At 44.4% G+C, this 20606-nt stretch carries 15 protein-coding genes; 6 read left to right on the forward strand and 9 right to left on the reverse strand.

What is annotated here, in order from left to right:
* Nucleotides 1-32: 32 nt before the first annotated feature.
* Complete coding sequence (locus BCT49_RS17605; protein ID WP_099165371.1) at nucleotides 33-122, forward strand: YnhF family membrane protein; 90 nt, start codon at nucleotides 33-35, stop codon at nucleotides 120-122.
* A gap of 41 nt (nucleotides 123-163) precedes the next feature.
* A complete protein-coding gene (locus tag BCT49_RS17610; protein ID WP_102437033.1) occupies nucleotides 164-1378 on the forward strand; it encodes a patatin-like phospholipase family protein in 1215 nt (404 codons plus the stop codon).
* A gap of 180 nt (nucleotides 1379-1558) precedes the next feature.
* Here BCT49_RS17610 and pyk read toward each other — a convergent pair whose 3' ends face one another.
* On the reverse strand, nucleotides 1559-3007 hold the full coding sequence (gene pyk, locus BCT49_RS17615; RefSeq protein WP_102437035.1) for a pyruvate kinase: 1449 nt from the start codon (nucleotides 3005-3007) through the stop codon (nucleotides 1559-1561).
* Nucleotides 3008-3327: 320 nt separating this feature from the next.
* On the opposite strand from pyk, the gene mlc reads away from it, so the two are divergent.
* Both mlc and BCT49_RS17625 read left to right on the forward strand, forming a co-directional pair.
* Nucleotides 3328-4545 (forward strand): sugar metabolism global transcriptional regulator Mlc, encoded by a 1218-nt coding sequence (gene mlc, locus BCT49_RS17620; RefSeq protein WP_017107272.1) that lies wholly within the window; start codon nucleotides 3328-3330, stop codon nucleotides 4543-4545.
* Between the two features lie 167 nt (nucleotides 4546-4712).
* Nucleotides 4713-5654, forward strand: coding sequence for a chemotaxis protein CheV (locus BCT49_RS17625; protein WP_102437037.1), 942 nt, complete (start codon nucleotides 4713-4715; stop codon nucleotides 5652-5654).
* Nucleotides 5655-5964: 310 nt separating this feature from the next.
* Here the strand turns inward: BCT49_RS17625 and BCT49_RS17630 are convergent, their stop codons facing one another.
* From BCT49_RS17630 to BCT49_RS17645, 4 genes are all read right to left on the reverse strand, one after another.
* Nucleotides 5965-9042, reverse strand: a complete 3078-nt coding sequence (locus BCT49_RS17630) for an error-prone DNA polymerase (protein WP_102437039.1) — start codon at nucleotides 9040-9042, stop codon at nucleotides 5965-5967.
* Between the two features lie 89 nt (nucleotides 9043-9131).
* Nucleotides 9132-10604 (reverse strand): Y-family DNA polymerase, encoded by a 1473-nt coding sequence (locus BCT49_RS17635; protein ID WP_102437041.1) that lies wholly within the window; start codon nucleotides 10602-10604, stop codon nucleotides 9132-9134.
* Between the two features lie 3 nt (nucleotides 10605-10607).
* The gene (gene imuA / locus BCT49_RS17640; RefSeq protein ID WP_102437043.1) at nucleotides 10608-11315 is read right to left on the reverse strand and encodes a translesion DNA synthesis-associated protein ImuA; all 708 of its coding nucleotides are present in this window, start codon (nucleotides 11313-11315) and stop codon (nucleotides 10608-10610) included.
* A gap of 154 nt (nucleotides 11316-11469) precedes the next feature.
* The gene (locus tag BCT49_RS17645) at nucleotides 11470-12210 is read right to left on the reverse strand and encodes a YciK family oxidoreductase (RefSeq protein WP_029225624.1); all 741 of its coding nucleotides are present in this window, start codon (nucleotides 12208-12210) and stop codon (nucleotides 11470-11472) included.
* Between the two features lie 137 nt (nucleotides 12211-12347).
* On the opposite strand from BCT49_RS17645, the gene sohB reads away from it, so the two are divergent.
* On the forward strand, nucleotides 12348-13415 hold the full coding sequence (gene sohB, locus BCT49_RS17650) for a protease SohB (protein ID WP_198595877.1): 1068 nt from the start codon (nucleotides 12348-12350) through the stop codon (nucleotides 13413-13415).
* A 193-nt stretch (nucleotides 13416-13608) separates the two neighbouring features.
* Here sohB and BCT49_RS17655 read toward each other — a convergent pair whose 3' ends face one another.
* The 3 genes from BCT49_RS17655 to BCT49_RS17665 form a co-directional block, all read right to left on the reverse strand.
* A complete protein-coding gene (locus BCT49_RS17655; RefSeq protein WP_102343851.1) occupies nucleotides 13609-15189 on the reverse strand; it encodes a SpoVR family protein in 1581 nt (526 codons plus the stop codon).
* Between the two features lie 11 nt (nucleotides 15190-15200).
* A complete protein-coding gene (locus tag BCT49_RS17660) occupies nucleotides 15201-16472 on the reverse strand; it encodes a YeaH/YhbH family protein (protein ID WP_102437045.1) in 1272 nt (423 codons plus the stop codon).
* A gap of 117 nt (nucleotides 16473-16589) precedes the next feature.
* Nucleotides 16590-18524: a PrkA family serine protein kinase gene (locus tag BCT49_RS17665; protein WP_102437047.1), complete on the reverse strand. Its 1935-nt coding sequence runs from the start codon at nucleotides 18522-18524 to the stop codon at nucleotides 16590-16592.
* Between the two features lie 354 nt (nucleotides 18525-18878).
* Between BCT49_RS17665 and BCT49_RS17670 the strand changes: the two genes are divergently transcribed.
* Complete coding sequence (locus BCT49_RS17670; RefSeq protein ID WP_102437049.1) at nucleotides 18879-19634, forward strand: MipA/OmpV family protein; 756 nt, start codon at nucleotides 18879-18881, stop codon at nucleotides 19632-19634.
* A 110-nt stretch (nucleotides 19635-19744) separates the two neighbouring features.
* Here the strand turns inward: BCT49_RS17670 and BCT49_RS17675 are convergent, their stop codons facing one another.
* Nucleotides 19745-20245 (reverse strand): YfbU family protein, encoded by a 501-nt coding sequence (locus BCT49_RS17675; RefSeq protein ID WP_102437051.1) that lies wholly within the window; start codon nucleotides 20243-20245, stop codon nucleotides 19745-19747.
* Nucleotides 20246-20606: the final 361 nt, after the last annotated feature.

Consider the following 20606-nt stretch of genomic DNA (forward strand, 5'->3'; position numbering starts at 1 on the left):
CTCGACAAATTAATAATAAGCCAGAGGTGTTTATGGACCATAATCTGAAAAATGCGCTACAAATAACAGTAGTAATCTACACCATCATTCTTTCATTTGGCTTTATTGCGATTGGTAGCTAATACCATCTATTGCGAGGCTGAGTTTTTATACTCAGGGAATAATGAATAGTGGGATTATAACCAATATCGACTCAGCAATAGACTTAGATTATTACGCTAAGTTTGTTGCTGGAAAAACAGCACTGGTCGCTCAAGGCGGCGGACAGCGAAGTATTTTTACGGCTGGTGTGCTGGACGCCTTTCTTCTTTCTAATTTTGACCCCTTCGACGAATTCTTTGGCACCTCCGCGGGTGCGCTTAATTTATGTGCCTATCTGTGCCGTGATAAAGGGTTGGGTCGTTCTTTTGTTCTTGATCTAACGACCGCTCCTGAATTCTTCAATCTGTTCTCTTATATACGAAACCGCCAGAACTTAGGTTTAGAGTGGGCCTTAGAACAAATCATGGCTTACCCATACAAGCTTGATCTTGATTTAGGACGACAAACCTTAGGTGATCGCCATTTCTCTGCGGCAGTAACCGATTCTAAAGATTTACGAGACCATTATTTCCCGTTGATGGGAGAAGACTGGTATAAGGTGATGATTGCGACCTGTGCTATTCCTCGTTTGTACAATGATGAAATCTTCATTGGTGATAGTGCTTATGTTGACGGTGGTGTGTCTGCGTCTATTCCTGTGCAAGAAGCATGGCGTAGGCAAGCTCGCTCGATAGTTGTGATACGTACAGAGCCTGTATTGGAAGAGGGGGCTGAGCTATCCAATGAGATTCAACGTAAACACGCCTTAGTGAAAGCTCCTAAGCCAATATCGGCAGAAGAGTTGGAATGGTTCCGTGAGTCGTTTGATAGTGTGCAAGACCATTGGCAACAGAAAGTAGAGCAATGGAAAACCGATTGGACGTCATTTTTTCAGCAGCAAATTCTCCGTTCAAAGGAGCAAAAGCGCGATAGAGGGCACCTTGATCTACTCAATGGTGGACGATGGCTATTTGGTGCTGATGATATTTATCGTTTAAGTCATTTGATTGGCGATAAGTTTGATTCAGGTTTAGCTGACATGTTGATGGTTCATTATCAGACCTACTCATTAACTCAGGACTTTTTGAATTCTCCACCGGACGATGCGTTTGTTGTTCAAATCGCACCTAGCAAACCGCTTAAGTCGAGCTCTTTGATGAGTGACAAGGAAGATTTGCTGCACGATTACGACTTAGGGTTAGAAGCGGGTTATCGATTTGTAGAAACCTATACTTCAACGGAAAACGCTCGTAGCTCACATATGCCACAGCTGGTGACTAGCGCTGCTGAGAAGTAATATTCGAAATTGCTAAGTAATACTCTAACTTGATAAGTCATACTCGAATTTGAAAGTTAGTACGCAATGAGCTAACAATGTTCTGAAGTGAAAAAGGGTTACTGAACTTAGTTCAATAACCCTTTTTTGATCTTGGTAGGAACGTTTATCAACGAACTGACCTAATCGAATACAACCTTGTTAAGTGACAGGTAGGATTCTCATACAGTTAGTTGATCCCGCTACATCCATAATGTCGCCTTGAGTGACGATCACTAGGTCACCAAACTTAAGGTGTCCTTTCTCTTTCAAGCAAGTGAGCGTAGACAGTGCGATATCAAAGCTGTCTTCTGCTTCTGTCTCGAAGTAGATAGGGGTAACTCCTCGATACAAAGTACAGCGGTTCAGCGTCCCTTCGTTACGAGACAGCGCATAGATTGGCATATCGGCACTTAGGCGCGACATCATCAGAGCAGTGCGGCCTGATTCGGTTAGAGTCACCACGCCCTTGATACCTTCCATATGGTTTGCAGAATAGATGGTTGCCATGGAGACAGTTTCTTCAGCCGTCACAAAGGTGCGGTCGATACGGTAGTTAGACTGGTTGTTAATGCCCGCCATCTTTTCAGCGCCGATACAGACTTCGGCCATTGATTTCACGGTTTCAACAGGGTAATCGCCCGCAGCGGTTTCACCTGAAAGCATCACGGCATCGGTGCCGTCTAGTACGGCGTTGGCCACATCCATTACTTCTGCACGAGTTGGCATTGGCGCGGAGATCATCGATTCCATCATTTGAGTCGCGGTGATCACTGTTCGATTAAGCGCTCTAGCACGGCGTATAAGCTGTTTTTGTACTCCAACCAACTCTGGGTCGCCAATTTCCACTCCGAGGTCACCACGGGCCACCATGACGACATCTGAGGCCATTATGATGTCATCCATGTTCTCAACAGTGGCTACTGTCTCTGCTCGCTCTACTTTAGCGACAAGGTGAGCTTCTAATCCTGCTTCTCGCGCTAACTGACGAGCGTAGTGCATGTCTGCGCCGTTGCGTGGGAAAGACACGGCCAAATAGTCGACTTGGATTTGAGCTGCGGTGATGATGTCTCGCTTGTCTTTGTCGGTGAGCGCTTCTGCAGACAGTCCACCGCCTTTCTTGTTGATGCCTTTGTTATTCGACAGTGGGCCACCAATGGTGACTTCAGTATGAACGCGACAGCCTTCAACTTCGGTGATTTTCAGTTGAACACGACCATCATCAAGCAACAGAATGTCGCCAGCTGACACATCGTTTGGTAATTCTTTGTAATCGAGGCCTACGGCTTCTTGATTGCCCTCACCTAAACCTAGGCTACTGTCGAGCGTGAACTTGTCGCCCACGGCGAGTTGGATTTTGCCGTCTTTAAAAGTAGAGACTCGAATCTTGGGACCTTGTAAGTCGCCGAGGATTGCGATTTGGGTGCCGAACTTTTTCGCTATTGCTCGGACTTTTTCAGCGCGTTGAATATGGTCATCGCTGCTGCCGTGAGAGAAGTTCATACGGACGATATTGGCGCCGGCTTTGATGATCTCTTCAAGGACGTTACCTTTATCTGTTGATGGTCCTAAAGTGGTGACGATTTTTGTTTTTCTTAATTCTGATGTCATGAATGCTCCGAAGGTGAGACCTAGAAAATCTTGTACAAGACAGAATTAAGTATATGCATTAATTGATAATTTATTGGGAGCTAGGAAGATATTTCTGTATTTGCTGTTATTTATTGAATTTAGGACTCAAACACGATGTTTTTTTCTGAAAATTAAGTCTCAAATTATCGATGCGGGTGTTAATTTTTCTTAAACTATTTGACTAGATACACAAAGATTCATGTATATACGTGATACTGGTCACGGCGATATACCAAGTCACTTCACAATTACTTCGCAAAGTAAAAAAATTAACCCGTTGATGATTTCTGGAGCGTAAAATGTACATGGCTCAACCGGGCCATATTGATCATATCAAACAGGTCAATGCTGGTCGTGTATATAAACTAATTGACCTTAAAGGTCCTATTTCTCGTATCGAACTGTCCAAGCAAAGTGAGTTGGCTCCGGCGAGTATTACTAAAATTACCCGCGAACTTATTGAAGCCCACCTTATCCATGAGACGACGGTTCAAGAAGCCACGACTCGTGGACGTCCTGCTGTGGGTTTGCAAACCAATAATGAAGGTTGGCAGTTTCTGTCGATGCGTCTTGGTCGTGGGTATCTCACGATCGCGCTTCATGAACTGGGTGGCGATGTGCTTATCGATACTAAAATTGATATTCACGAGCGTGACCAAGAGGATGTGCTTGCTCGTCTTCTGCATGAAATTGATGAGTTTTTCCAAACCTATGCGGAACAGCTCGATAGGGTAACCAGTATCGCCGTTACTCTGCCGGGTCTTGTGAATTCTGAGCAAGGTATTGTGCTGCAGATGCCGCACTACAACGTTAAAAATTTAGCGTTGGGCCCTGAGATCTACAAAGAAACGGGTCTACCTGTCTTCATTGCCAATGATACTCGAGCTTGGGCATTAGCTGAGAAGCTGTTTGGTCACTCACAAGATAACGATAATTCAGTTCTTATCTCGATTCACCATGGTGTCGGTGCTGGGATTATCCTAGATGGCCGAGTTCTACAAGGTCGTCACGGTAACATCGGTGAACTGGGTCATATTCAGATCGAGAAAGAGGGCAAGCTTTGTCATTGTGGTAACCGAGGCTGTTTAGAAACGGTGGCGAGCTCGCAGGCGATCCGTGAGCAAGTCAAAGAACGATTAGCCAATGGTGAAGAATCAACACTTACTGTGTTTGAAGATGTCACGATTGAACAAATCTGCGCTGCCGCCGCGGCGGGTGACCCACTAGCGGTAGAAGTGATTGAACAATTAGGCCGTTACCTCGGCTCTGCGATTGCGATTGTGATTAACCTATTCAACCCTGAGAAGATCTTGGTGGGTGGTGTTATCAATCAGGCTAAAAGCGTGTTGTATCCTGCGATTCAAAAGTGTATCGAAGAGCAGAGTTTATCGGTTTACCATCAAGATTTAGAGCTGGTGGAATCTCGATTCTATAAACAAGCAACCATGCCAGGCGCTGCGCTTGTGAAACAAGCTTTATACGATGGTCAATTATTGATGAAAGTCATTGAAGGTTAACCCTCTTTTACTCTTCTTATAGCCTACCGAACTCTTATCATCTCCTTAAACTATGTATAACGTCATTTGTTGTACTTAGTTTAAGCATTCTGTGCAATGGCGCTTTGCTTTAACCTATTGAAGTAGGCTATTGTAGCCTCAGTTATTATTTGTCACTAAGGTGTTGTATGTCTGGCGTTTTAAATTCGGTTGATCAGAGAACCAAACTAGTCGGTGAAAACCGTCTGGAACTCTTGTTATTCAGCTTAAATAGTCGTCAACTATTTGCGATTAACGTATTTAAAGTGAAAGAAGTCCTAAAAGTGCCAGTGTTAACTCGCTTACCAGGTTCTCACCATCATATTACTGGTGTGGCTTCTTTACGTGGTGAATCGGTGCCTGTTATCGATTTACGTAGCGCGATCGGCTTCCCGCCATCTCGTGATGAGACTCAAGAAAATAACTTGATCATCACCGAATACAACCGAACCGTACAAGGCTTCTTGGTTGGACAAGTGCGTAATATCGTGAATACGACGTGGACTGAAATTCAGCCGCCGCCAAAGACAACGGGTCGTGCTAACTACCTTACGGCTATCACGCATATTCAAGAAGAAGAGCAACACAAGATCGTTGAGATCATTGATGTTGAAAAAGTACTCGCTGAAATCATCGATTACGACGTTTCGATTTCTGACGGTGTATTAGATGAGCAGCTTGCCAATGAAATGGTTGGACGTAACGTACTTATCGTTGATGACTCTTCAACTGCGCGTAATCAGATCAAAGGCACCTTATCGCAACTGGGTTTGAACATTATTGAATGTTGCGATGGCCTACAAGCGCTTAACCTACTGAAGGGCTGGTGTGACGAAGGCAAAGACATCAATCAAGAAATATTGTTGATGATCACCGATGCCGAAATGCCTGAAATGGACGGTTATAAACTGACTCATGAAGTGCGTACTGACCCGAGAATGCATGACTTGTTCATCACGCTAAATACTTCATTAAGCGGAAGTTTTAATGAAGCGATGGTAGAGAAAGTAGGGTGTAATCGCTTTATTTCTAAATTCCAACCGGATCTCTTGGTTGAAGTCACTCAAGAGCGAATGCGCCAGATTTTATAATTAATGCAGCTGTACGGTTTGTTTTGAGTGACCTTATAGAAAACGTTTGCTAATATTGACGAAGCATATTTTTCTTAACAAAATATGCTCAACTACTAGCGTAACTTTTCACTCACAATCTAAGGTAGTTCCTCTTAATGATATGGTTGACTTCAAAAGTCGTAATGACTTTGAGCTTATTACTATATAGGGAATTTAAGAAAAGACGTACGGAAGCTGAAGTTGAGTCCTAACTCAACGATTTGAATTGAAGGGAGGCTGATGCCTCCCTTTTCCTTTTCTGGTGTTTATGAAAGGGCTATTTGAAGCGCTAATGAAAATCTCGTGATTTTGTGTTCAAGCCAACAATTTCATCGGTAATATCGATAAGTTTCCCCGCAATCACATGCACGACTTCACCTTCCTTCTCTAAGACTCCTTGCACCTTTAAAGCCTTCGCTGTCAGATAAGCTTGCTGCTGTGCGCGTGCGGTGGCTCCCCATACCACAACGTTAATATTGCCTGTGTTATCTTCTAATGTGACAAAGGTGACACCGGCTGCGGTGCCGGGTGACTGCTTGCCAGTGACCAAACCAACAACCGTGACCATGGATTTGTGTCTCTGTTGTTTTAAATCTTTCATAGGGGTGAACCGACCAAGTCGGTTAGCTTCTTCTAGCAAGGTGATAGGGTGCTTGTTTAACGATACGCCAACGCTGGTGAAATCCTCCAGTAGCTCCTGCATCTCATTGGGCTTATGCAAAGCGTGCTCTACCTTGTCGTAAGCCTGACGAAATAGAGGCAGGTCAGAAGCGGAGTCCATCAGTGTCCAACGCGTCTGGAAGCGATCACCGGAAACATTGTGCAGCGCATTGGCCGAGGCGAGTAATTCGATGTCCTTCTTATTGATCGACAGCTGTTTAACCTGACTCGGATGGCGATAACCGGAGCGTGGACGATTGGCGAGAATACTCTGAATTCCATGTTCGCTTAGGCCTTTGATTTGCCTCATCCCTAATCGGAGCGCCAAACCATTCTGGTGAGAGTTCACGGTGTGATCATCTTGTGAGGCATTCACACACACAGGTAGTACCTTCACATTGTGTCGCTGCGCATCTTGTACCAACTGCGATGGGCTATAGAATCCCATAGGTTGGCTATTCAACAAAGACGCGTAAAAGCACTCTGGGTAGTAACATTTCAACCAAGCTGAGCAATAGGCCAACACCGCAAATGAAGCAGAATGGCTTTCCGGAAACCCGTATTCACCAAAACCGCATATCTGTTTAAAGATCTGTTCAGCAAACTCGGTTTCATAGCCGCGTTTTTGCATGCCTTCGATGAGTTTGTTTTTAAACTTAAAGACGTTGCCATTTTTCTTCCAAGCCGCCATCGCGCGTCTGAGTTGGTCTGCTTCCCCACCTGTGAATCCTGCAGCCACCATCGCAAGCTTAATCACTTGCTCTTGGAAGATTGGAACACCTAAGGTGCGCGACAGTACCGACTCCACATCTTTAGATGGATAACTGATTGGCTCAATACCATCTCGGCGTTTTAGAAACGGATGCACCATATCGCCTTGAATAGGCCCAGGACGAACGATAGCGATTTGAATCACCAAGTCGTAATAAGTCTTCGGTTTAAGCCTTGGCAGCATGCTCATTTGCGCGCGTGATTCAATTTGGAAGATACCGACCGTGTCTGCTCGTTGAATCATGCCGTAAACCTGAGGGTCATCCTTGAGGCGAGTGATCTCTGCGATGGTGAGTGATCGCCCATGAATGCGTTTGATCAGATCGAAGCACTTACGAATCGCAGAAAGCATACCAAGAGCAAGTACATCGACCTTAAGTAGCCCCAAGGTTTCAAGATCATCTTTATCCCATTGAATGATGGTTCGATCGTGCATCGCCGCATTTTCGACGGGAACCAGTTCATACAAAGGTCCAGAAGAGATCACAAAACCACCAACGTGCTGAGATAAGTGACGTGGAAAGCCGATAATTTCATTAACCAAATGGATAAACTGCTGACCCTTCAAAGAGTCAGGTTGTAGTCCTAATTGAGTTAACTGAGCCTGCCAACCTAAGCTTTTATCTCTGCGATTAGTGTTCTTAATGAAGTAATCCAGCTGGGTTTCCTGTAGCCCTAAAGCTTTGCCGACATCCCTTACCGCACTTTTGAAGCGATATGAAATGACAGTCGCGGCAAGCGCTGCGCGTTCTCTACCGTATTTTTTGTAGATGTATTGGATGACTTCTTCACGGCGCTCATGCTCAAAATCGACATCAATATCCGGCGGCTCATCACGTTCTTTACTGATGAAGCGTTCAAACAGCACTGAGATCTGTCTTGGGTCGACAGAGGTGATCTCTAGGCAGTAACAGACCACGGAATTGGCCGCTGAACCTCGACCTTGGTAAAGAATCCCTTGGCTTTTGGCAAACATGACGATGTCGTGGATCGTGAGAAAAAAGAAAGGGTAATCAAGCTCGTCAATCAGCCCGAGCTCTTTCTCAATGATTTGTTGAATGTTGTTAGGCACGCCTTGCGGGAAGCGATCTCGTTTTCCTTTTTCGACTAACATGCGTAGATAACTCATGGGTGTCTCACCTTGAGGAATCAGCTCGCTCGGGTATTCGTAGCGCAAGCTGTCTAAATCAAATTTGCATAGCTCAGAGATTCGGTTGCTTTCTTCTAGCCATTCAGCTTTGAATATATGAGAGATCTTATTGATGCTGCGTAAACAGCGCTCGGCATTGGCGAGTAAGTGACTGCCCACTTCAGTAATGGGACGTTGGTACTTGATCGCAGTGAGTGAATGCTGCAAGGGTAAGCGATTAGCGTTGTGCATCAGCACACCACCACAGGCCGTAATAGGAAGTTGGTGATGTTGTGACAGCTCAACACAGTAATCCGTGTATTGCTGGTCGGTTTGTTTTAGGTGTCGTTGTAAGCCAATCCACAATCGACCAGAATGGTGTTGAGAAAGCCACTGCCCCCAATGTGCGTCTTCATTTTTCTGTTGAGGAAGCCAAAGAATGAAGCAGTGTTTAGCCGACATGATATCCCACTCAGAGAGTTGATAATGTCCTTTGCTACTACGACGTCTCGCATTGGTAATAATACGACACAGCTCGGCGTAGGCCTTTCTATTCGGACATAACAAGACAACTTGGCACTCTTCATTTAACCAAAACATACTCCCGACAATTTGCTTGAGCGACAGTTTATGTTGCTTGATCGCAGAGTGAACTTTAACGATGCCCGCCACCGAGCACTCGTCGGTAACAGCGAGTGCTTTGTAGCGTAAGAAGTCGGCCTGTAAAACAAGCTCTTCCGCATGCGAAGCTCCCTCTAGAAAGGAGTAATTACTTTGGCAGAAGAGCTCTGAGTATTGCTGAGACATAACGTAATCTCACTTAATCATTGCGGATGAACATGATTGAAAAGGGATGTTTAAATGAAGCAAGTGGCAAGAACGACTTACTAAACTGACTAGCTGAACAAACCGTGCAAGAACCACTGTTTATCGGGTGTTCTGAATACCCATAGCCATCGACCGTTTTCACTGTGAGCAATAAAATAGTCACGAATGATTTTCTCGCCATCCCACCATCCAGAAACAATGCGCTCAGGGCCTTGAGATAAAGTGATGCTCTCGGTTAAGGCTTCGGGCTCGGGCAATAGAATACTCGGTCGGAGTCGTTGTTGGCTGATGTTGGGAGTTGTCGCAGTTTGTTGCGTGACCTCTTGGGAAATTTGTCCCTTTTTTAGCGTATTCCCCAGTGTCGGCAGTGAATATTGGTTAGCTTTTTCTGGCCTAGGATCGTGCAGTATTTTGGGAGTCTGAATACAAGCTTGCCCGAGCTTTGCTTGAAGCAGCGAGAGCAAATCTAGCGCAGCAAGCGTTCCGGTATTGCCATCGAAAAGATCATGGTAGGCGACTAGCGGTTCTCCATGACGAACCAAGGATAGAGTCAGCCCCTGAACCGGTGCTGTGATCTTCAGTGACTCTAAGGTTAGACGCGTGAGGTTCGCCCATTTACTTGCTAGATAATCGCCCTGCGCTGAATAGAAAGAAACATGATGATCGTCTTTATCTCTTAGATGCAAAGTCAGCGTTAACTCGAAAGCCACTCGGTCACGTAACCTCAAAAAGCACTCGAGCTGATTCAACAATTTCAGCAAAGGCTTTTCGATGAAAAGGATGTTTTCAATATCAAACAGCAGCTCCAAATATTGTTGGAAACTCTCTGGTGGGTGATAGAAATCAATCGGGTGCTTGAACTGCCCATTAAGACGACCCACATAGTTCACCAAGTCGATATCAAAGCGGCGCGCGACATCTTGCAAAGGCAGTTTCAATAAGTCTTCAACGACATTGATACCAACACGATTCAGGCGCTCAACTTGTTTAGCAGGAAGTTCGCTTGAACTCAGCGCTTGTTGGTTAACCCAAGCTTTCATCTGCTCAACATTGTTCGTCGCTTGGTTGATGGATTGCTTGCCTAAAAGGATTGCAGAAAGCGGCGAATAACCTGTGGCAAAACTGAACTGGATATTGAGCGTTTCTAAATGGCTTTTGAGTTCATGCCAGTAGTTATCTAGCCCGTCGTAAAGCGACAACATGTTAGAGGCTTTAATCAATAATCCATTGGGTGGCAGTAACGCCATGTCGGAAGTGACCAGATAAGCCCATTGAGCAATCTCTTTCAGCTTACTTTTTTCTAGCTCAATGCTGTAAGGGTGGACGTGTAAGTTATGGCAAAGCGCGGCCGCAGACCCTAGCCCCATGCCGAGTGTGATACCTGATTGCAGCGCAGCTTGGTTAGCTTGCAGCACACGATGATCTTTCTCATCGACGATGATAAGAGGTTGATCGTGTGATTCTTCATTCGCTTTCAATTCATTAGAGTTAAACAAGGTATCCAATTGCAGCGATGAGAAGTGCAGATAAAGCCACAACATCCGCTAGCCTTGTTTCGCAATAGGGAAAGCCAGTACCGTGTTACTAGACAAAGCGTGAGTTGAACTGTTTTCATTGATGACTTTTTCTGTGAGTAACGGCCAGTTCTGGCTCATGTCCAGAACAAAGCTGCCATACGACCAACTGCCTTTTCTTTTCGTGACCTCAATCTTTAACCCTTGGGCGTGAGAAGACAGCTTCATGCTTAAAGAAACGGGTAGGGATAACTGGTTATGGCTGGTGGCTTTAAAATGAAATTGCAGACACTTGCCCGTTTCGCTTGCCGCTTGCAGGCGCTTGGTTTGGTGTATTTCTAGATCCGCTCCCCATAGCAAAACAGAATGACAGGCACCACTTTTGAGGCACTGCTCTGCGGCCCATAATGCATCGAGATCACGCTGAGGTTGGATGACTAGGATATTCTCTAGTGGAATGTTTTGGTCGTTGAAAAACTCGGCACAGATCTTCCCCGGTGGGTTGATGAAAATGGCCAGTTTTTGTGAGTTTTGTTGAGCTAAATAAGGCGTGAGTAGACGAAGTTCGCCGACCCCTTGTTGTGATTCAACCTCAATAACGCCGTGCGTCGGGAAGCCTCCATCAAGCTGTTTATCCAATTGAGGATAGCCTGTCGAAGTGGTACTTCCTAGCGTTGTTGATTGTAATCCTTTCCAGATTAACTGGCGGTCTTGTAAGTTTTTTATTAGTTCATGCATAATTAAATACCTGTATATTTATACAGTATATTTGACAATGAAAAAGATGCAAAGAGAAATGACGAAAATTCGGAGAACTAACTGCTAGATGTTTGATTTAGATACAAAAAAAGCCGCTATTAAAGCGACTTCTTGTTATTGGTTATAATATCAACTACTTAGGTTGAGCGTCGATACATTGGCCATTAATGTCTGTCACACTTGGGTTCATTAAGTGTAGATACAGCGGGATGATGTCGAGTGGCGTTTTTAGTTTGTTCGCATCTTCACCTGGGTACGCTTTTGCACGCATGCGTGTTTGAGTACCGCCTGGGTTAATCGCATTAACACGGATATCGGTACCTTCAAGCTCATCGGCTAAGATCTGCATCATGCCTTCTGTAGCAAACTTTGAAATCGCGTAAGTACCCCAGAACGCGCGGCCAGAGTGACCAACCGTTGAAGAAGTAAAGACAATACGACCCGCTTCCGCTTTCTTAATGACAGGCAGTAACGCTTGAGTCATTAGAAATTCAGCTTTAACGTTGATTTGCATTACGCCATCAAACGTTTCTTCATCGATTTGATCGAATGGACTTAACGTGCCAAGCACACCTGCGTTATGCAGCAGACCATCTAAACGACCGAACTGTGATTCAATGGTTTCAGCCATGTCGATGTAGTTCTGCTTTGTCGCGCCTTTTAAATCCAATGGGATAATCGCAGGCTGTGGGTAACCAGCGCTTTCGATTTCATCGTAAATCAATTCAAGGTTTTTGACATTGCGGCCTAACAGAATGACAGTTGCACCATGTTGAGCGAAGCTTAGTGCGGCTTGGCGACCAATGCCAGCACCGGCACCTGTAACCAAAATTACTTTATCTTTGAGGGCATCTGTAGAGATTGGGTAATCCACTGTGCTTATCCTTCTTTCTTTTATTATGTTCGTCATTCCATTGATGTTTAATCACACAGATAATCGCAGGAATGATGAGAAATTCTTGGTAATCGTGACAAGATGGTTACAATACACTAATTCATACAATAGGGGATATGACATTGGAATTTTTGTTGGACTACGGCTTGTTTTTAGCCAAGATTGCGACCGTTGTAATCGCCATCATTGCAATTTTAGTGATAGCTAAATCTGTGGGTGGAAAATCAAGCGCAATTAAAGGTGAGCTGGAAATCACGAACCTATCTGAGCACCACAAACAAACGATTGAACAGCTAGAGCACCATTTGCATGATGATGCTTTCATCAAAGCACGTGATAAAGCAGAAAAGAAAGCGGAAAAAGAAAAAGTAAAATCACGTGGCAAAGAAGTGAAGAAAGCAGCGAAAGAGGGTGAGCTTGATAGCAAGCGTGAACCACACCTATTCGTTCTCGATTTTAATGGCAGCATTGATGCTAAAGAAGTGGCTTCTTTACGTGAAGAGGTAACAGCGGTTCTGGCTGTTGCTCGCGAAGGTGACGAAGTATTGCTTAAGCTGGAATCTGGCGGTGGCATGGTTCATGGCTATGGTTTGGCGTCTTCTCAACTTGACCGTATCAAAGCGGCAGGTCTGCCTCTGACTATCTCGGTAGACAAAGTCGCAGCCAGTGGCGGTTACATGATGGCATGTATCGCAGACAAAATCGTATCTGCACCTTTTGCTATTGTTGGTTCTATTGGTGTTATCGCTCAACTGCCAAACTTCAATAAGCTGCTTAAAAAGCACGATATTGAGTTCGAACAGCTAACAGCGGGTGAGTACAAACGCACGCTTACTATGTTTGGTGAGAACAGCGATAAAGCACGCGAGAAGTTTAAAGAGGAGCTAGAGGAAACTCATGGTTTGTTTAAAGACTTCATTCGTGACCACCGACCTGCGCTAGATCTTGAAAAAGTAGCAACCGGTGAGCACTGGTTTGGTACACAAGCGCATGAACTTGGGCTGGTGGATGAGATCAGCACTTCTGATGATTTAGTCGTAGCGGCATGTAAGGACAAAACAGTTCTAGCGATTCACTACGTACAGAAGAAAAAGCTTTCAGATAAGCTAGCAGGCGTTGCAGGTAAATCTGCAGACAGCATGCTGATGAAGCTGATTGAACGCGGCCAAAAGCCGATTGTTTAAGCTTATTCAGCCTTATCTCTAGTATCTAGTTCTAGGTTTAGTACCTATTGAAGATGTTTGAGCCTTAAAAAAGAAAGCGCATAAGTCATCAGACTTATGCGCTTTTTTATTGCTCCACTTCCGAGCGGGTTTAACCACTATGTTGTAGGGGGAGCGGAGTCTTATACCAATCACTTATTTATTGTGATTAGCATTAAATCTTGGCTCCATAATCATTTCGTTTCGGACAGGTGGTCAATATTTCTCTATGACCTGTGTCTTTGAGTTCTTCCAAAATTACATCAAAGCCCCATAAACGATAAAGGTGTTTCAATACTTCATCGTAGCCTTTATCTAGCGGGATACGGTCATGAGGCACATATTGCAGTGTCATTGAGCGATCACCACGAACATCGACATTAAACACCTGAATATTCGGCTCAAGATTGCTTAGGTTGTACTGTGCCGCGAGCTTTTCTCTAATCAGGCGATAGCCCGGATCATCGTGAATCGCACTGACTTCAATGGTGTTTTTACGGTCGTCGTCGAGTACTGAGAACAACTTAAAGTCACGTATGATCTTTGGAGAAAGGTATTGACTGATGAAGCTTTCATCTTTGAAGTTGTGCATCGCAAAGTGCACGGCCTCTAACCAATCACTTCCGGCTAATTCAGGGAACCACTCCTTATCTTCATCGGTTGGCTCTTCACAGATGCGTCGGATGTCTCTAAACATCGCAAAGCCAAGTGCATAAGGATTTATCCCACTGAAATAAGGGCTGTTGTAGGCGGGTTGAGCAACCACACTGGTGTGACTGTGTAGGAACTCTAAGATGAACTTATCACTCACCAAGCCTTCGTCGTAAAGGTGGTTAAGAATGGTGTAATGCCAGAAGGTTGCCCAGCCCTCATTCATTACTTGCGTTTGTTTCTGAGGATAGAAGTATTGGCTTACCTTGCGAACAATACGAACACACTCACGTTGCCAAGGTTCAAGCAGTGGAGCGTTCTTCTCAATAAAGTAGAGAATGTTTTCTTGAGGCTCACTAGGGAAACGTATCTTGGTTTCTTCTTCCTTGCTTTTGTTTTGAGGAACGGTTCTCCAAAGCTCATTCACTTGAGATTGCAGATAAGCTTCACGTTCTTCTTGTCTTGCTGTCTCTTCCGCAATGGAAATCTTCTCTGGACGTTTGTATCTGTCTACGCCGTAGTTCATGAGTGCATGACAAGAATCGAGAAGTTTCTCGACTTCAGCTACACCGTATTTTTCTTCGCAATCGGTAATGTATTTTTTCGCGAACAAGAGGTAGTCGATAATCGAGCTTGCATCCGTCCAAGTTTGGAACAGGTAATTACCCTTAAAGAATGAGTTATGGCCGTAACAGGCGTGCGCCATTACTAACGCTTGCATGGTGACCGTGTTCTCTTCCATTAAGTAAGCGATACACGGATCTGAGTTGATCACGATTTCGTACGCTAAGCCCATTTGGCCGTGTTTGTAGTTTTGCTCTGTCTGGATGAACTTCTTACCAAAAGACCAGTGGTTGTAGTTGATGGGCATACCAATACTCGAGTAAGCATCCATCATCTGCTCAGAGGTAATCACTTCAATCTGGTTCGGGTAAGTGTCTAAACGGTAATGCTGCGCCACACGCTTAATTTCTACGTGATATTGCTCTAAGAGGTTGAACGTCCAATCTGGACCATCAGGCAGCATCTTGTCGTTTCTCTTCTGTGTCGCCTTGTCTCTATCGGCAATGTTTGATTTTTCTGCAACGTTTGATTTCGCTGTCATGGCAAGCCCCCTTACGCTGTCTCTTTCTGGAACAGTTCTCTAAACACAGGAAAAATATCATCCACCGTTTTAATGTTCTTCATGGCGAAGTTATCGAAGCTCGCTTCTAGCTTCTCGTACTCATGCCAAAGTGTTTGGTGTGAACGGCGCGTAATCTCGATGTAAGAGTAATATTGGCAAGTCGGTAATAACGTATTGACCAGCAGTTCTTTACAGCGAGGGGAGTCATCAGCCCAATTATCTCCATCAGAAGCTTGTGCAGCGTAGATATTCCACTCATTAGCAGGATAACGGTCTGCGACAATCTCTTTCATTAATTTCAGTGCACTAGAAACGATGGTGCCACCAGTCTCTTGCGAATAGAAGAACTCATGCTCGTCGACTTCTTTAGCCTGAGTATGGTGACGAATAAACACCACATCGACGTTTTCATAAGTACGGTTCAAGAACAGGTAGAGCAGCACATAAAAGCGCTTAGCGATGTCTTTGGTTGCTTGGTCCATTGAACCCGACACATCCATTAAGCAGAACATGACCGCTTGGCTAGATGGAATAGGGCGCTTCTCATAGTTTTTGTAGCGTAAATCGAAGGTATCAATGAATGGCACGCTCTCAATGCGTTTACGCAGTTCGGCGATCTCTTCTTTTAGACGTGTTTCTTCAAAGGGTTGTGCAGGCTCAGTCATTTTAACTTGGTCGAGCTGCTCCATCAGTACATTCAATTCACGCTTTCTACCCGCTGTCATCGCCGTTCTGCGAGCGAGAGATTGTTGTAGAGATCGGACAATGGCGATGTTGGATGGAATCCCCGCGCTTTGGTAACCAGAGCGGTGTATCTTCCATTCCGTGATTTTATTGACCTGATTTTTTTCTAGATTAGGTAGAGCTAGATCCTCAAAGAGAATGTCTAGGTACTCATCCTTTGATATTTGGAAGGTAAATTCGTCTTGGCCTTCACCATCAGGGCTTGCATCACCTTGACCTGAACCGCCACCTTGACCGCCACCTTTAGGGCGTTCGATCTTGTCGCCTGTGATGAACTGGTCATTACCTGGGTGAACGCGCTCTCTTATGCCACCTTGGCCTTGGTGAAAGCTAGGCTCTTTGATGTCTTTATGAGGAATAGTAACGTCTTCACCCGTTTCAGTATTGGTGATTGAGCGTCGGTTGACTGCATCGGCCACAGATTCTTTGATTTGCTCTTTATGGCGTCTTAAGAAGCGCTGTCTATTTACAGCACTCTTATTCTTGCCATTGAGCCTCCGATCGATAAATTGTGCCATAGAACTCCCTCTCAGCTGATGTCACGATCCTACTTTTTATTCGGGTATAAGAGTTATTGGGTTATAAAGTTATTGATTAGTACGAGCTGCTCACTTGAACAGCTCAATACAGTTTGGTTATGAGGATTTACGAACTCTTAGGTACCACTCGGATAGCAACCTAACTTGTTTCTCGGTGTAGCCTTTTTCCATCATACGAGCAACGAAGTCGTCATGTTTTTTCTGATCATCCGTTGAGGTCTTAGCATTGAACGAAATAACAGGAAGTAGCTCTTCTGTGTTGGAGAACATTTTCTTCTCAATCACAGTGCGCAGTTTCTCGTAGCTCGTCCAAACTGGGTTTTGACCGTTATTGTTGGCTTTGGCACGAAGCACAAAGTTCACAATCTCATTTCGGAAGTCTTTAGGGTTACTGATCCCAGCTGTTTTCTCGATTTTCTCTAGTTCAGCATTCAGAGAAGCACGGTCAAATAGCTGTCCTGTTTCTGGATCACGGTACTCTTGGTCTTGAATCCAGAAGTCAGCGTAGGTGACGTAACGGTCGAAGATATTCTGTCCGTACTCAGAGTAAGACTCTAGGTAAGCAGTCTGAATTTCTTTACCAATGAACTCTACGTAACGCGGTACTAAGTATCCTTTCAAGAACTCAAGGTACTTCTCGGCGGTTTCTTGAGGGAACTGCTCACGTTCGATTTGTTGTTCAATAACGTAGAACAAGTGAACCGGGTTTGCCGCCACTTCGGCTTGGTCGAAGTTGAACACGCGAGACAGAATTTTAAAGGCGAAACGCGTTGATAGCCCAGACATGCCTTCGTCAACGCCGGCATAGTCTCGGTATTCTTGATAGCTCTTCGCTTTTGGATCGGTGTCTTTAAGGGTTTCACCATCGTAAACACGCATTTTTGAGAACAGAGAAGAGTTTTCAGGTTCTTTCAGTCTCGAAAGGATGCTGAATTGCGATAGCAGAGCGAGTGTACTTGGTGAACATGGTGCATTGGAGAGTTCACTGTGCTCAAGCAATTTCTGGTAGATCTTCACTTCTTCAGAGACGCGTAGACAGTAAGGAACTTTTACAATGTAGACACGGTCAAGGAAGGCTTCATTGTTCTTGTTGTTACGGAAAGTTTGCCACTCTGACTCATTCGAGTGAGCCAAAATCATGCCATCAAACGGCAGCGCAGAAAGCCCTTCGGTACCGTTGAAGTTACCTTCTTGCGTGGCGGTCAGTAGTGGGTGCAAGACTTTGATTGGCGCCTTGAACATTTCCACGAATTCCATCACACCTTGGTTGGCTTTACAAAGCGCACCAGAGTAGCTGTAGGCATCCGGATCATCTTGAGAGAAATGCTCAAGTTTACGAATATCGACTTTACCTACAAGTGAAGAGATATCTTGGTTGTTTTCATCACCCGGCTCGGTCTTCGCGATCGCAACTTGGTCGAGGATTGAAGGACGTAGTTTGATGACTTTAAATTTAGAAATATCGCCACCGAAATCATGGAGGCGTTTAGCTGCCCAAGGTGACATGATAGAGCGTATGTAGCGCTTCTCTATTCCATACTCTTTTTTCAAAAGATCTCCATCTTCGTTTACGTCGAACAGACAGAAGGGGTGATCATTTACAGGGCTTCGCTCACCATCAGCAGACAGCACATAGATTGGCAGTTTTTGCATCAGTGCTTTTAGCTTTTCAGCAAGAGAAGATTTACCACCACCCACAGGGCCAAGTAGATAAAGGATCTGTTTGCGTTCTTCTAAGCCTTGTGCAGCGTGTTTTAGGTAAGAAACAATCTGTTCAATCGCATCTTCCATGCCATAGAAATCTTTAAATTCGCTGTAGCGCGATATGACACGGTTCGAGAAAATACGACTTAGATGGGGGTCTTGAGCGGTGTCTATAACCTCCGGTTCGCCGATGGCCAGTAGTAAGCGCTCAGCAGCGTTAGCGTAAGCACTTTTATCGTCTTTACACAGCCCTAAGAACTCTTGCAATGTGAGCTCTTCTTCCTTGGCTGCTTCATAACGTGATTGATAGTGGTCAAAAATACTCATAGTCACATTCCCCTTGTTAACCAGTCAAAACTGATGAGCGATTGAAAAATAGGCTCTCCCTACATTTTAAGATTAGACCCGCTTCCACAATTTTGCTTAACAATTATGTATTTATTTACAATTTTGCGTGTGAATAGGCTTACGAAAGCAATAGGCAACTTGAGGCAAGTCGAATCAAATTATTTTGTATTCGAGGTTCGCTAGCCGTTTGTTTTGTGATTTTAGGACGCTTTATAATTCTTGCTGTGGATTTGTGTGTATTAGATGTATCACTGAGTCTTATTGATTTTTTGGAATGGAATGCCATATAATGCGCGGCGTTATCAAAAATTGCTTAAAAAATAGGTAGAGAAAGTGAAGAATAATTGGTTAAAAACGGTCGTCATCGGTGCCGCAATATTAGTAACGACAAACGTACACGCGAGAATCTCACAGTGGTCACTTGGCGTTGCAGCTTCTTATTCTCCAGCGGTCTATAAAGACACTCCTTCAAATCGAGCGGTGATCCCTATGGTTGGCTATGAAGGCGAGCACTTTTTCATGCGTGGATTCAGTGCGGGCTATCGCTTACTTCCAGCGGGCTCACCACAGAATATCGTGTTTCGAGCGGTTTATGATTCGAGAACATTAAAGCCGGGTGATTCTGATAACGTTGATATTCAAAAATTAGATGAACGTAAAGCATCAGTGTTAGGTGGTATCAGCTACCAAGTGATCACCTTGGTGGGTATGTTTGAAGCGACAGCAGGCTCTGACTTAGGGTTTAGGCACAATGGTATCTATGCGGAAGCGGCATGGCGTTTACCGATTCGTCGCAATGGTTGGGCGATTACCCCCTCTATTGGCTATGCCTATAACAGTGAACGTTTGAATAATCACCTGTATGGAGTGAGCTCATCAGAAGCGGCGAGAACCAATTTGGATGAATTCGATGCAGACTGGGACGGTCAGTATTTTATTGGTTTAGGTGGTTATTTACACGTGACGCCAAATATCCGAGTGACTGGCGGTGTTCGTTATACCAACCTTGAAGGTGACATTGAGAACAGCCCAATACTTGAAAGTGGCATTAACATGGCTGCTAACGTCGGTGTTGCTTACGTCTTCTAGTTATTTGTTTTTGTCTGTTTAAATACGAACATTAAAAAAGGGTTACTCATGATGAGTAACCCTTTTTTTGAAACTGTTATAAGCCAAGTTAAAGCTTATGTCTTAAAGTATTAAGCGTTAAAGATTTGAGATAGCTCTGTTGCACATAGGTGATACTGACGAGGGCAATTGCGCCATGTTGTTAGCATACGGCGGTATTTATCTAGCATTGGCATTTGGCTGTTGAAGTGGTGATCTGCTTTGTCGAATTGAGGGTAAAGACCTTCAGAATCAACAAGGAAACGCACGTAATGTACGATTTGTGCTTCAGAAGCGATATCAAAACCTAGGAACTGTAGGCGGCGTTGATCAACTTCAGCACGCTCTTGTTCTGCTAGCATTTTGTTCGACTCTTGCATGGCATGGTACATCTCCATGATGTCGATAACTTCGCGACATTCTGCTTCAGTCAAACAACCAAATTCTTTGTTCAGTTCACGCATTTGAAGTTCGTAACCGCGCTCTACAACTGTTTGTAGACGTTGGTATTTAGCTGAGTTCTCAGGATCCATTTGAGACATTAGGTAATATTGATTTGATAGAATTAGACGCTGAGCATTGGTCATTTCCATGGGAGGAGCCTCACTAAAAAACTAAATGTTGTATTCTTTTGTTGCAGTAAGAGTAACAGCATTCCTACGAGTGGAAACATGATCTCAACACGGATTTAATATGATTTTTTGAATTGATAAACAAAAGTTGTAAAGAAAAGTGAAAGGATAGTTTTAATACCAATCACAGTAAGTAAGTGATCATAAATAGCGCAGGAAAAAGGCTTGAGAACAAGGCGGCTCTATTAGACAAAGAGTGTCGATAAGTAGTTATTCTACAATCAAAATTTCTAACGCAGTTATTGAGCGTTTTAACCAGTTAGGATGACCAGTTATTTACTACGATTGGTATAACCATAAAACAAAACGCCCCAATCGAAAT

Source organism: Vibrio lentus (assembly GCF_002875945.1).
Lineage (GTDB): Bacteria > Pseudomonadota > Gammaproteobacteria > Enterobacterales > Vibrionaceae > Vibrio > Vibrio apostichopi.